A 12,827-nucleotide genomic window follows, 5' to 3' on the forward strand; every position below is an offset into this window, starting at 1 on the left:
AATCAAAAGCATCATGGCCAGGAAAACCGAGAACAACGGTCCGTCCGTCAGCGCGCAGGAAGCGCTCGAATTCCACGCCATGGGCCGACCCGGCAAGCTGGAGATCGTCGCCACCAAACCGATGATGACGCAACGCGATCTCAGCCTCGCCTATTCGCCGGGCGTCGCGGTGCCGGTGCGAGCCATCGCCGAGGATCCATCCAAAGCCTTCGACTACACGACGCGCGGCAACATGGTCGCCGTCATCTCAAACGGCACCGCCATTCTTGGCCTCGGCAATCTCGGCGCGCTGGCCTCAAAGCCGGTGATGGAAGGCAAGGCGGTGCTGTTCAAGCGCTTCGCCGATGTCGATTCCATCGACCTCGAGGTCGACACCGAGGATGCCGACGAGTTCATCAACTGCGTGCGCTTCCTCGGTCCTTCCTTCGGCGGCATCAACCTGGAGGACATCAAGGCGCCGGAGTGCTTCATCATCGAGCAGCGCCTGCGCGAGCTGATGGACATTCCGGTCTTCCATGACGACCAGCACGGCACCGCCATCATCTCGGCCGCCGGCCTGATCAACGCGCTGGAGATTACCGGCCGCGACATGAAGACCACGAAGATGGTCTGCAATGGCGCGGGTGCCGCCGGCATCGCCTGTATCGAGTTGATGAAGGCGATGGGTTTTTCGCCCGAAAACATCACCTTGTGCGACACCAAGGGCGTGGTCTTCCAGGGCCGCACCGAAGGCATGAACCAGTGGAAGTCGGCGCATGCGGTCAAGACGGATGCGCGTTCCCTGGCCGAAGCGCTCGACGCTGCCGACGTCTTCCTCGGCCTTTCCGCCAAGGGGGCGCTGACCACCGCCATGGTGCAGTCGATGGCCAAGAACCCGATCATCTTCGCCATGGCCAACCCCGATCCCGAGATCACCCCGGAGGAAGTGGCCGAGATCCGCACCGACGCCATCATGGCCACCGGGCGGTCGGATTACGCCAATCAGGTCAACAACGTGCTCGGCTTTCCCTACATCTTTCGCGGCGCGCTGGATGTCAGGGCCACCACCATCAATGACGACATGAAGGTCGCCGCCGCCCGCGCGCTGGCCGAACTGGCGCGCCAGGACGTGCCCGACGATGTCGCCGCGGCCTATCAGGGCAATCGGCCGAAATTCGGCCCCAACTACATCATTCCGGTGCCGTTCGACCCGCGCCTGATCTCGGCCATCCCGATTGCCGTGGCCAAGGCGGCAATGGACTCGGGCGTCGCGCGCAAGCCGATCCTCGATCTCGACCGTTACGCGCAGGAGCTTTCCGCCCGCCGCGACCCGATCGCCTCGACCCTGCAGCGCATCTACGACCGCGTGCGCCGCCAGCCCAAGCGCATCGTCTTCGCCGAGGGCGAGGAGGAGCAGGTGATGCGCGCCGCTGTCTCCTATGTGAACCAGCGGCTCGGCACCGCCATCCTGCTCGGTCGCGACGACGTCATCAAGGAGAACGCCAGGCACGCCGGCATCGACCTGAACAAGCAAGGCATCGAGATCATCAATGCGCGCCTGTCGCGCCGCAATTCGATCTACACCGACTATCTCTACGAACGCATGCAGCGCAAAGGCTTCCTGTTCCGCGACTGCCAGCGGCTGATCAACAACGACCGCAACCATTTCGCCGCCTGCATGGTGGCGCTGGGCGACGCCGACGGCATCGTCACCGGCGTGACCCGCAACTATTCGACCGCGCTTGACGACATCAGGCGCGTCATCGACGCCAAGCCCGGCCACCGCGTCATCGGCGTCTCGATCGTGCTCGCGCGCGGCAAGACCGTGCTGGTCGCCGACACCGCGGTGCACGACATGCCCAACGCCGAGCAGATCGCCGACATCGCCGAGGAGGCGGCGGGCTTCGCGCGCCGCATGGGCTACGAGCCAAGGCTCGCGATGCTTGCTTATTCCACCTTCGGCCATCCACAGGGCGAACGTTCCGAGCGTGTCCAGGAAGCCGTGCGCATCCTCGACAAGCGGCGCGTCGACTTCGAATATGACGGCGAGATGGCCGCCGACGTCGCGCTCAACGCCCGCGCCATGGCGCAATACCCGTTCATAAGGCTGACCGGTCCGGCCAACGTCCTGATCATGCCGGCTTTCCACTCGGCCTCGATCTCGACCAAGATGCTGCAGGAACTCGGCGGCTCGACCGTCATCGGCCCGCTGCTGGTCGGCCTGAACAAGCCGGTGCAGATCGTGTCGCTGAATGCCAAGGACAGCGATATCGTGAACATGGCGGCGATCGCCGCCTATACGGCGGGGGCTTGAGGGGCTTTCCTCCGTGTTGGACGCCTCACGCCAGCCGCATCACCTGCTTGTGGCTGGCGATCTCCGACAGCAGCCAATCCCGAAACAGCCTGACGCTGGTTGAATTGCGGTTGCCGGGCTTCTGCCGCAGGCAGTAGCTCTGTGGAATTGCGTGGCGGATCGTGAAGGGCGCGACCAGCTGGCCGCTGGCCAGCAGGTCCTCGACCATGATGTTGTCGGCCAGCGCAACGCCGCCGCCATTGACGGCCTCACGGACGGCAAGCGCCGGGTCGTGGAAGATCGGGCCAGGTTTCGCGTCCAATCCGGCGAGCCCCTCCTTCTCGAACCACTCCTCCCACCACACCGTGGTGTTTTCATGCAGCAGCCGGCAGCTTGCGAGATCGGCGGGTTTTCGTGGTGCATTCTTTTTGTCGAGGAAAGCGGGCGAGCACACCGGAAAGATGACGAGCGAGACGAGCGGAAGGAGCGAGGGATCGCCGGTCTCAACGGTGAACAGCACCAGCAGATCGGCGCTCGGGTTGCCGCCCCGGTTCTCGTCGTCATGAATCGAGATATCGAGTTCGCAGTTGGGATGCCGGTCGCGGAAGCGTGGCAAGCGATCGGCGAGCCAGAGGTTCATGAAGGTGGCGTTGATCGACAACGAAGCGCGTCTGGCCTTGCGGCCTATTGCCTGTTCGCCGGTTTCCTCGGTCGCATTCTCGATTTCGCGGAAAGCCGCCGACAGCCGGCGGGCGTAGTGTGTCGCCTTCGGCGTCAGCGCCACTTGCCGGAAGCCGCGCTCGAACAGGTCGAGGCCCAGCGCCTGTTCCAGCAGCCGGATGTGGCGGCTTACCGCCGAAGGGGTGAGCCGGAGTTCGTCCGCCGCTTCCTTGAAGCTGCGCAGCCGTGCCGCCGCTTCGAAAGCCCTGATGGCATTCAGTGAGGGGAGCTTCATGGGGTGATGAGACAGCATCAGGTGAATTTTTGTCAACTGACTCGGGCCGAAAAGCCGTTTGTCTGAAAATGCCGCGTCCGTCAGTTTGTGGCCATAGCCCTTCTGCTGGAAAGCCGCCCCATGCGCAGTCTCGCCCTGCTTGCCGCTTCGATGCTTTGCCTCTCCGCGGCCTCGCTTTGCGGTGCAGCCGCGGCCGAGGACAAGATCGTCAACATCTTCTTCTGGTACGACTACGTGCCAGCCGACACGATCACGGAATTTGAAAAACAGACCGGTATCAAGGTGGTTTACGACACTTTCGATTCCGTCGACATGCTGACGACCAAGGCGCTGACCGGAGGCTCGGGCTACGACATCATCATGCCGGGCGCGGCGTTGGTCGGACAATATGCCGAGGCCGGCGCCATTCAGAAACTCGACAAGGCCAAAATCCCCAATGCCGGCGGCCTCAACCCTGACATCATGGCATTCCTCGCCAGGCAGGATCCAGGCAATGTCTACGCGCTCCCCTACGCCTATGGCACCACGGGCATCATGTATAACCCGGCCAAGGTCGCCGCGCGGATGAAGGACGCGCCGGTTGACAGCCTCGACATGATCTTCAAGCCGGAGATCGCGGCCAAATTCCAGGATTGCGGCATCGCCATGGTCGATTCGCCAGAAGGCGTGATGTCGGTGGCGCTCAACTATCTCGGCTTCGATCCGTTCTCCACCGACGAGGCCGAGCTGCGCAAAGCCGGCGCATTGCTGGCTGCCATCAAGCCTTACATCAGACATTTCAAATCCGGGTCGATCATGAGCGAACTGGCAGCGGGCGACCTCTGCCTGGCGCTCGGCTGGAGCGGCGACGCGATCGGCGCCAACGCCAAGGCGGCGGACTCCAAGAACGGCGTCGACGTGCGCTATTCCGTACCTAGGGAAGGTACGGAGATATTCTTCGACGTGATGACCGTGCCGGTCGATGCGCCGCATCCCGAAAATGCGCATGCCCTGATGAATTTCCTGATGGCACCGCAAGTCAGCGCCCGCTTCACCAACGCGACGCTCTACCCCAATGCCGTGCAGGCAGCGACTCCTTTGGTCGATGAAACCGTGCGCGACAACCCGAACATCTATTTCTCGAAAGACATGCTGAAGCGGCTGTTCGCTGCCCAGCCGCGCGACCCGAAATCGCTGCGTCTGGTCACCCGCCTCTGGACGAGCTTCGTCACCGGCACGAACTGAGCCGTATCTGTCACCCCGCTCATTCCCCAGAAATGGACCTCGGCAAATGTTGCAGCCCCTTCCTCGTGCCCGCGAAACCGACGATGCCGTCTTCGGCAAGCATATCCATGGCGGCTCGCACGAGCCGGTCTACAGCGGCGTGCTCTCCTTCATGCGACGCCGGCTGAGCCGCGATCTCGCCGGCGTCGACGTCGCCATCTGGGGAATTCCCTTTGATGCCGCCGTCTCCAACCGTCCGGGCGCCCGTTTCGGGCCGCAAGGCGTGCGGCGTGCTTCAGCCATCCTCGAGGGGGATCCGCAATATCCCTTCCAGACCGATCCGTTCGAAAGGCTGGCGGTCGTCGACTACGGCGATTGCGGGCTCGATTTCGGCAGGCATGACGACACGCCGCGGCAGATCGAGGCGCAAGCGAGCGAGGTCGTCGATGCCGGCGTGACGCTGCTTTCCATTGGCGGCGACCATTATGTGACATGGCCGCTGCTTCGGGCCCACGCGAAAAAATACGGCCCCATGGCGCTGGTCCAGTTCGATGCCCATCAGGACACCTGGTTCGACGAGGACAGGCGCATCGACCATGGCTCGTTTGTCGCAAGGGCCGTTCGCGAAGGCATCGTCAGGCCGGACCGGTCCATCCAGGTCGGCATCCGCACGCATGCTCCCGAAACCCGCGGTCTGGAGATCCTTTACGGTGAGGATGTCGCCGAGCTTGGTGTCATGGGTGTCGTGGAGCGCATCAAGGCCCGTGTTGGCGATGCCAGGACCTATCTGACCTTCGACATCGATTGCCTCGATCCGGCCTATGCTCCTGGCACGGGCACTCCGGTCGCGGGCGGCTTGTCCTCTCGCGAGGCGCTGATGATCCTGCGCCGGCTCGGTTCGCTCGACATTGTCGGCGCCGACGTTGTCGAGGTGGCGCCCGCCTATGACCACGCCGATATCACGTCGCTTGCCGGGGCGGCGGTGCTGCAGCACTATCTCGGCCTGCTCGCGGAACGAAAGGGCTGACACCGCGCCGAATTCACCCCGGCGCAAACGCCCGCGCCGCCTCCACGACTTCCTCCGCCTGGTCCTGCCGCAGCAGGTCGATCGGAATGCGGCCGTCGAGCTGTGCCGCAGGGCGGGTCAGCCACAGCCATGCGAGTCTCGGATTGCCGATCAGCTCCAGCACGTCGCTTATGCCCGCGACCGGCCTACCATCGACGAACTGCGCCAGCGGGAAGACGTGCTTGCGGCCGCCCTTGCGCAGAGCGATGACGTCGCCGCGCCTCTGCCAGCGGTGCAAGGTGGAGCGGGCGATGCGCAGGTTCTCTTCCAGATAGGTCGAGCCGGCGACGCGGCCGGCCCAGTCCTCGATCAGCATCGATTCGAGGTCGTCGGAATGGGGAAGCGGGAGCGGGGTGTCGGCGCCGGCCAAAAGGGCCGAGGACAGGTTCTTCGCGCCAGCGGTGCCGGCTTCGCCGCGCCGCGCGGCTTCCGCCGCCAGCGCCCGCACGAATTTCTGGGCCAGACCCGGAAGGTCGGCATGGATGGCGTCGATGGCGCGCTGGTGCTTGGGCGACAGCTGGGTGACGGCGGACGCTATGCTGCCGGCGATCTTGCCGACCGAGACCATTGTGGGGCCGTTGATGGCTTCGTCATAGTGGGCAAGCGCACGCTCGACCTTTTCCGCTACCATGTCGGCGAAATCGTCTTGCGTGATGCCGGTCGTCTTGGTCTGAAATGTCGTCTTAATCTGAAATCTTGTCATGCATCTGTTTTCTGGGCCGCGCGCTCTCCTCCCTCGGCCGCGGCCGGTTGTTGAACGGTTACGGCGGAAAGTGGAAAGTGCGACGGCAACAGATGTAGCGACCCGACAGGTTGCTGTCCTGCATTGCTTCACACCCGATTAGCATGTCGAAATGTCAGTCACGGCACGCTCGCATTTCATGTAGGAGCGGTATGTGACAACTGCGCGACGGTCGGAAGCGGTCTGCGCTTGCCTTACCCCACAAGGGGGCGAAGAGAAAGGCGTTGTTACAACAACCCCGCCCACTCGGCCTCTTTGCGCAGATTCTGCCGTGGCCTAGGGCCTATCTGTTGGATTACCAATCCGGCCGCCAGTGAGCCAAGATCGCCGCAGGTCTGGAGGTCGCGCCCCTGTGTGTAGCCATGCAGGAAGCCGGCGGCGTAGAGATCGCCGGCGCCCGTCGTGTCGACCAGTTCCTTGATGGCGGTCGCCTGGATGACCACTGTCTCGTCGCCACGCACGATAACCGAGCCCTTTTCGGAGCGTGTAACCGCCGCGATCCTGCAATCCTTGCGTATCTGCGCCAGCGCTTCCTCGAACGATGGCGTCTGGTAAAGCGACTTGATCTCGTGGCTGTTGGCAAAAACGATATCGACCGTGCCCGAACGCATCAGGTCGAGGAACTCGTCGCGGTAACGGTCGACGCAGAACGAATCCGACAAGGTCATCGATACTTCGCGACCGGCCGCGTGCGCCAGTTTCGCCGTCTGCCGGATGGCTTCCTTGGCGCGGGGCGGGTCCCACAGATAACCCTCGAAATAGGTCACCTTGGCGCCGGACGCCTTGTCGGCTTCGACATCTTCCGGCCCGAGTTCGACGCAGGCGCCGAGATAGGTGTTCATCGAGCGCTCGCCATCGGGGGTGACGAAGATCATCGAGCGCGCCGTCGGTGGCTCGCCCTGGAGCGGCCTGGTGTCGAAGGCGACACCCTGCGCGTGGATGTCGTGCGCGTAGATTTCGCCCAGCGCATCGTTGGAGACCTTGCCGAAGAAGGCGGCGCGTCCGCCGAAGGAGGCAACACCTGCCGCCGTGTTGCCGGCGCTGCCGCCGGAGGCCTCGATCGCCGGGCCCATGCGGCTGTAGAGCAATTCGGCGCGCTGTGTGTCGATGAGATTCATCGCACCCTTGATGATGCCGTTGGTCTCGAGGAATTCCTCCTCGCACTGGGCGATGATGTCGACAATCGCATTGCCGATGCAAAGCACGTCATAATCCGGCATCAATGTCTCCGCCAAAAACCCGGGCCGGCTTCTTGCCATGCCCGCGCGGGTCTACAGCATGATCCTGAAAACTGGCAACCGATTTTCTGTCCTTGCCCCACCAGCCAGGCGCTACGACAATTCGTCCGTGGCCGAAACATTTCGTGGCGATGTCGCCTACATCTGCGCCTGTTCGATCACGGTCCGAAGGCGCGAGCCCATGCCTGCCAAAAACGACACGACCACCGACTTGGCATTGCTTGGCGTGCTGGCGGTACTTTGGGGGGCCTCCTACACCTTCATCAAGATCGGCGTAGAGGCCATCCCGCCCATCACCTTCATCGCGGCCCGCACCCTGATCGCCGGCGCCATCCTGTTCGCCATCATCCGCTGGCGCGGGCTTGCCATGCCGGGCGATGCGGCAAGCTGGCGCCGCTTCGCCTTCCAGGCCTGCCTCAACAGCGTCGTCCCGTTCACGCTGATCGCCGCGGCCGAGCGTTCGGTCGACGCCGGCCTTGCCACCATCCTCAATGCCACCTCGCCGATATTCACCTTCCTGCTGACGGCGCTCATCACCCGTCATGAGCCGGTGACCGCGCGCAAGCTGGTCGGCGTCGGCGCCGGCATCGCCGGCATCTGCCTCATCGTCGGCACGCAGGCGCTTGGCGGCATCGGCCACCAACTCTGGGCACAGATCGCCATCGTCGCGGCAACCGTGTGCTATGCGGGTGCCGCCATCTTCGGCCGTGGTTTCAAGGGCCTCGATCCGATGCTTCCGGCCGCCGGTTCGATGCTGTGCGGCGCCGTCATGCTGGTACCGCTCAGCCTGGCGGTCGACCAGCCATGGACCCTGGCGCCTTCGGCGGCTTCCATCCTTGCCCTGCTCGGCCTGTCGGTGTTTTCGACGGCACTGGCTTTCGTCATCTATTTCCGTCTGATCCACACGCTGGGTTCGGTCGGCACCACGTCTCAGGCCTATCTGCGGGTGCCGATCGGCGTCGGCATCGGCGCCGTCTTCCTCGGTGAAAGCCTGGGCCCTGCGGCCTGGCTCGGCATGGGGTTTGTCGTTGCCGGCGTGGCGGCCATGACCATGCCGGTTCGCAAGCCGGCCTTAGCTGGATAGGCAGATCTGGGAGCAGACGAAGGCAAGCAACCGCCCGCGCTTGTGCTCGGGGGCCGCACCGCCTATCTCGAAGGCGTCCTGCCTTGTGGATGTGTCCGCTGACCTGGGGTGAAGCACGGTGATTTTCGACGCTGCCCGCACCGCGGCCCTGGAACTGCTCTCGCCTCCGTTTCGCGCCGTGTTCATCAAGACGCTCGGGCTGACCCTGCTGGCGCTGGTCGCCCTGTGGTTCGGCCTGACCAGCCTGATTGAATGGCTGGCCCTGCCGTGGCTGCAGACGCTGTTGCCCGGCATGCCGTCCTGGGCCGGCTGGTTGGGCGGCATCGTCGCGGCCATCGCGCTGGCCTTCGGCATGGCGCTTCTGATCGCACCGGTCACGGCGGTGATCGCCGGCCTGTTCCTCGACGATGTCGCTGAAGTCGTCGAGCGCACCGATTATCCCGGTGACCCGGCCGGACGCGCCATGCCGGCACTGCGCTCGCTGGTGCTGGCGATAAAATTCTTCGGCGTCGTCATCCTGGGCAACGTCGTGGCGCTGCTGCTTCTGCTGGTGCCGGGCATCAACATCGCCGCCTTCTTCATCGTCAACGGCTATTTGCTCGGGCGCGAATTCTTCGAGTTCGCAGCCATGCGGTTTCGCGGGGAAGAAGAGGCCAGAGCCCTGCGCAGGCAGTATGCCGGTACGGTGTTTCTCTCCGGGCTCGTTGTCGCGGCCTTCCTCGCCGTGCCGCTGCTCAACCTGCTGACGCCGATCTTCGCCGCCGCCATGATGGTGCACCTGCACAAGGCGATCTCGGCACGGGAAGTCGCACACGCCTCGCGGCGCTAAATCTCTTCAACGTAGTAGAAATCCGCGCCCCAACTCGTCGTCCGGTTCGACAATGAATTCGGCTCGTCCGGAATAATAAGCACGGCCGCAGACGCGGGCGACGACCGCTTCATGCGCGCCGGCTCGCGCTGTTCGCGCCACCTGCCCGGAAAAGCGCGAGCCGGCGATGCTCTCGAACGTTCGCGTCTGCCCGACGGCGATCTCGCCCTTGGCATGCATTGCCGCCAGCCGGGCGGTGACGCCGGAACCAGTTGGCGAGCGGTCGACCTCCGCCTCGGCGAAGACGCAGATATTCCTGGTGGCCTCTCCGGAAAAGGCGTCCTTTCCATCGGTCAGGATAGTGCCATAGAGGAAGGCGAGGTCATCATGATCAGGATGCGACAGCGGAAACTCGGCCTTCAGCAGGTTCGTCAGCGTGGTTGCCGCATCGACGAAATCGCGCACGCGGTCGGGGCCGAACTCCAAGCCGAATTGATGACAGTCGGCCAGCGCGTAAAAAGCCCCGCCATAGGCGATATCGAACCCGATCTTGCCATAACCAGACAGATCTATCTGTTGGTTGGCGGCAAATAGGAAGGCCGGCACGCTCTCGAACGACACCGCGCCGGCTTTGCCATCACTGACCGCGACCGAGGCGACGACCAGGCCGCACGGCGCCTCGATGTTCACGGTGGTGAATGGCTCCTGCTTCGCCACCAGCCCTTCATCGACGGCGTAGCGGCCGAGGGCGACGATGGCGTGGCCGCACATGGTCGAATAGCCCTCATTGTGCATGAACAGCACCGCGAGGTCGGCGCCGGGCAAATCGGGCTCGACCAGCAAAGCGCCATACATGTCGTAGTGGCCGCGCGGCTCGAAGATCAGCAGCTTGCGCAAATGGTCGAGATGGTCCCGCACATAGACGCGCTTCTCAAGAATGGTGCCCTTGGGGATAGTGGGATAACCGCCCGTGACGATCCGTAGCGGCTCGCCACCCGTATGCATGTCGACAACAGTAAGGTTCATGCGGCCGAACCCATCCTAGCCCTGGGATTTGCCGAACAGCGCCTGCAGCTTGCCGAACGGCATGGCGGCGCGGGTGAAGCCGAACGTGCCGTCCTGCTGGATTTCGCGCGCCGCCGTCTCCAGCATGCCGTAGGCGAAATTGGTCAGCCATGGCCCAAGCGAAATCCGCCTTGCACCGGCCATGGCGAGGTCGGCGATGGTGAAGCCGGGCCTTGCCATGACATTGACCGGCTTGCCGACCGCCGAGCAAAGCGTCCGGACCATGTCGACGTCGCCGATACCAGGTGCATAGAGCACGTCGGCGCCGGCCTTTTCGAACGCCTGCAGCCGCTTGATCGTGTCGTCGAGATCGGACTTGCCCCAGAGGAAATTCTCGGCTCGCGCCGTGAAGACAAAGTCGCGCTTCAGCGCCCGCGCCGCCTCGACCGCTGCGGCGACGCGCTCGACCGCGTGCGAAAACTCGTAGATGGGCTTTTCAGGATCGCCGGTGTGGTCCTCGATCGAGCAGCCGGCAAGCCCGGCCGCCTCCGCCGCGAAAATGGTTTCGGCGGCCTGCTCAGCGCTGTCCCCCTTGCCTTTCTCGAGATCGGCCGAGACCGGCAGGTCGGTCGCGGCCGTCACCTCGCGGCAATGATGGATCATCTGGTCGAAGGTCACGGCCCCATCCGGCAGGCCGCGCGAAAAGGCAAAGCCGGCGCTGGTGGTGGCCAGTGCCTTGAAGCCGAAGGAGCCGAGCAGCTTCGTCGTGCCCGGATCCCAGGGATTGGGCATGACGAAGGTCGAGGCATGCAGGTCGCGAAAAATCTTGCCCTTGTCCATGAAGGCTCCCCCATAACGAATGTTGGGCGGATGCTACCGCGCTGTTTGCGGCCGGGCAAACGAATGCGGTTGGTTCAGAAGCGTTTCTCGTTCTCTGCTGCCAATTTCTCGAGAGCGTCGGAATCGGCGGCGTAGTGGGACGCCTTGGGGTCCCAGTGGTAGGTGACGGAGATGTCCCGTGAAGCAGCCTTGGGCGGCGCGTCATCACAGTTCTCGGTGTTCGGTACCGTGGCGTACCGTCACCTTGACGGCGCCATAGGGCTGGCCGTCGGTCAGCCCGGTTCTTGCCGCCGGTCTTGATGGCAAGCACCGCGGTGTTGGGCAGGCTGACCGCCTCGGGCGGCGATGTATCGGAGTCCGCGCCGGCCGTCCACTGCAGCGGATCAGTGGATCGGCACCAGCCCGGCGAGTTCGCGCATGTCGTCGAACAGAATGCCGCCGGCCTGGATCAAGCCATCGCGGTCGGAATAGGGGTCGCCATGATAGGAGAACACGCGCATGCCGGCGGCAATGCCGGCCTGCGTGCCGGCGACACTGTCCTCGATGACGATGCATTCGGCGGGCGCGAAGCCCATGGTTCTGGCCGCATGCAGGAACAGGTCGGGGAACGGCTTGCCGCGCGACACCATGGTGGCGCTGAACATGGCATGTTCGAACAGCGGCAACAGTCCGGTCTGGCCAAGCGTTATGTGCATCTTGGAGATCCTGGCCGAGGTGGCGACGCAATAAGCGGTGCCGGCCGCGCGGAGCGCCTCGATGAACTCCCGGACATAAGGGATCGCCTCGACGCCATGAGCGAACAGATCCGGCAGGCCGGCATTCCAGCGCTCGACGAAATCGGCGCCGAGCCTGACGCTGGTCGTCTCTTCGATCTCCTTCTGCACCGAGACCATGCTGCGGCCGGAGAAGCTCTTGCGGCAATATTCGAACGTCGTTGGAAACCCGGCGTCGCTCAGCCATTCGGCCAGGCGCCGGTTGGCGAGGTTCTCGGTATCGACCAGGATCCCGTCGCAGTCGAAGATGACGAGCTTTGGCAGCGGCCGTGTTTCAGTCATGTTGGATCAGTCTACCCGGCAAACGGTTCACTGTGCTGAAACACAGCCACGCATCAGGCAGTGCCGGTCGATCCGAATCCGCCCGAGCCACGCGCCGTGCCGCCGGCCAGCGAACGCTCTTCAACCGCGACCTGCGTCACTGCGGCGAAAACGATCTGGGCAATGCGCATCCCGCGCGTCACCGCGAAATCCTCGTCGCCGAGATTGACCAGCAGCACCTTCACCTCGCCGCGATAATCGCTGTCGACCGTGCCTGGAGAATTGAGGACGGTAAGGCCGTGTTTGAAGGCAAGCCCCGAGCGGGGCCGCACCTGGCCCTCCATGCCTTCGGGAATTTCCAGGATCAGCCCCGTCGGCACCAAGGCGCGTTTGCCCGGCAGGATCAGAAGCGGCCGGTCTTCGGGCACCGCCGCGCGCAAATCCATGCCGGCGGCGCCGGCGCTTTCATAGTCGGGAAGCGGAAGTCCCTCGCCATGCGGCAACCTGACGAAGCCGACGGTGGGACCGATGACGGAAGGTGTTTGAAGGGCTGCGCGCATAAAATCGATCCTATCGGCGC

Annotated in this window: 12 protein-coding genes; 5 read left to right on the forward strand and 7 right to left on the reverse strand. The window is 64.0% G+C overall.

The genetic code is table 11. The annotated features are described in order from the left end of the window. The first annotated feature begins 13 nt into the window (after positions 1-13). A complete protein-coding gene (locus AC3CB8_RS07005) occupies positions 14-2,293 on the forward strand; it encodes an NADP-dependent malic enzyme (protein ID WP_352563293.1) in 2,280 nt (759 codons plus the stop codon). A gap of 25 nt (positions 2,294-2,318) precedes the next feature. Here the strand turns inward: AC3CB8_RS07005 and AC3CB8_RS07010 are convergent, their stop codons facing one another. Continuing rightward, on the reverse strand, positions 2,319-3,227 hold the full coding sequence (locus tag AC3CB8_RS07010) for a LysR substrate-binding domain-containing protein (RefSeq protein WP_352563292.1): 909 nt from the start codon (positions 3,225-3,227) through the stop codon (positions 2,319-2,321). A gap of 120 nt (positions 3,228-3,347) precedes the next feature. Here AC3CB8_RS07010 and AC3CB8_RS07015 point away from each other — a divergent pair, with 120 nt between their 5' ends. Next, positions 3,348-4,451, forward strand: a complete 1,104-nt coding sequence (locus tag AC3CB8_RS07015) for a polyamine ABC transporter substrate-binding protein (RefSeq protein WP_023781635.1) — start codon at positions 3,348-3,350, stop codon at positions 4,449-4,451. A gap of 46 nt (positions 4,452-4,497) precedes the next feature. Further along, the gene (speB, locus tag AC3CB8_RS07020) at positions 4,498-5,457 is read left to right on the forward strand and encodes an agmatinase (protein ID WP_352563291.1); all 960 of its coding nucleotides are present in this window, start codon (positions 4,498-4,500) and stop codon (positions 5,455-5,457) included. A gap of 13 nt (positions 5,458-5,470) precedes the next feature. Here the strand turns inward: speB and AC3CB8_RS07025 are convergent, their stop codons facing one another. After that, on the reverse strand, positions 5,471-6,199 hold the full coding sequence (locus tag AC3CB8_RS07025; RefSeq protein ID WP_352563290.1) for an antitoxin Xre/MbcA/ParS-like domain-containing protein: 729 nt from the start codon (positions 6,197-6,199) through the stop codon (positions 5,471-5,473). Positions 6,200-6,465: 266 nt separating this feature from the next. Then, a complete protein-coding gene (locus AC3CB8_RS07030) occupies positions 6,466-7,458 on the reverse strand; it encodes an adenosine kinase (protein WP_023792717.1) in 993 nt (330 codons plus the stop codon). Between the two features lie 199 nt (positions 7,459-7,657). Between AC3CB8_RS07030 and AC3CB8_RS07035 the strand changes: the two genes are divergently transcribed. Continuing rightward, positions 7,658-8,560, forward strand: a complete 903-nt coding sequence (locus AC3CB8_RS07035; RefSeq protein ID WP_352563289.1) for an EamA family transporter — start codon at positions 7,658-7,660, stop codon at positions 8,558-8,560. 118 nt (positions 8,561-8,678) lie between these two features. Further along, positions 8,679-9,389, forward strand: a complete 711-nt coding sequence (locus tag AC3CB8_RS07040) for a sulfate transporter family protein (RefSeq protein WP_352563288.1) — start codon at positions 8,679-8,681, stop codon at positions 9,387-9,389. 6 nt (positions 9,390-9,395) lie between these two features. Here the strand turns inward: AC3CB8_RS07040 and AC3CB8_RS07045 are convergent, their stop codons facing one another. The 4 genes from AC3CB8_RS07045 to dut form a co-directional block, all read right to left on the reverse strand. Continuing rightward, positions 9,396-10,394 carry a proline racemase family protein gene (locus tag AC3CB8_RS07045; RefSeq protein WP_023792706.1) on the reverse strand — a complete coding sequence of 333 codons (999 nt, stop codon included), beginning with the start codon at positions 10,392-10,394 and terminating at the stop codon, positions 9,396-9,398. Between the two features lie 15 nt (positions 10,395-10,409). Continuing rightward, on the reverse strand, positions 10,410-11,213 hold the full coding sequence (locus AC3CB8_RS07050) for an isocitrate lyase/PEP mutase family protein (RefSeq protein WP_023783333.1): 804 nt from the start codon (positions 11,211-11,213) through the stop codon (positions 10,410-10,412). 383 nt (positions 11,214-11,596) lie between these two features. Beyond that, entirely contained in the window at positions 11,597-12,268 is a 672-nt protein-coding gene (locus AC3CB8_RS07055; protein WP_352563287.1) for an HAD family hydrolase, read from the reverse strand. Between the two features lie 53 nt (positions 12,269-12,321). Then, the gene (gene dut, locus AC3CB8_RS07060; protein ID WP_023772538.1) at positions 12,322-12,807 is read right to left on the reverse strand and encodes a dUTP diphosphatase; all 486 of its coding nucleotides are present in this window, start codon (positions 12,805-12,807) and stop codon (positions 12,322-12,324) included. Positions 12,808-12,827 lie beyond the last annotated feature (20 nt).

This window comes from Mesorhizobium sp. P160927 (assembly GCF_057766385.1).

Coding starts and splice junctions, on each gene's coding strand:
- AC3CB8_RS07030 (WP_023792717.1), bottom strand. CDS start 7,458: ATGCCGGATTATGACGTGCTTTGCATCGGCAATGCGATTGTCGACATC.
- AC3CB8_RS07050 (WP_023783333.1), bottom strand. CDS start 11,213: ATGGACAAGGGCAAGATTTTTCGCGACCTGCATGCCTCGACCTTCGTC.
- AC3CB8_RS07055 (WP_352563287.1), bottom strand. CDS start 12,268: ATGACTGAAACACGGCCGCTGCCAAAGCTCGTCATCTTCGACTGCGAC.
- dut (WP_023772538.1), bottom strand. CDS start 12,807: ATGCGCGCAGCCCTTCAAACACCTTCCGTCATCGGTCCCACCGTCGGC.
- AC3CB8_RS07005 (WP_352563293.1), top strand. CDS start 14: ATGGCCAGGAAAACCGAGAACAACGGTCCGTCCGTCAGCGCGCAGGAA.
- speB (WP_352563291.1), top strand. CDS start 4,498: ATGTTGCAGCCCCTTCCTCGTGCCCGCGAAACCGACGATGCCGTCTTC.
- AC3CB8_RS07025 (WP_352563290.1), bottom strand. CDS start 6,199: ATGACAAGATTTCAGATTAAGACGACATTTCAGACCAAGACGACCGGC.
- AC3CB8_RS07010 (WP_352563292.1), bottom strand. CDS start 3,227: ATGAAGCTCCCCTCACTGAATGCCATCAGGGCTTTCGAAGCGGCGGCA.
- AC3CB8_RS07015 (WP_023781635.1), top strand. CDS start 3,348: ATGCGCAGTCTCGCCCTGCTTGCCGCTTCGATGCTTTGCCTCTCCGCG.
- AC3CB8_RS07045 (WP_023792706.1), bottom strand. CDS start 10,394: ATGAACCTTACTGTTGTCGACATGCATACGGGTGGCGAGCCGCTACGG.
- AC3CB8_RS07035 (WP_352563289.1), top strand. CDS start 7,658: ATGCCTGCCAAAAACGACACGACCACCGACTTGGCATTGCTTGGCGTG.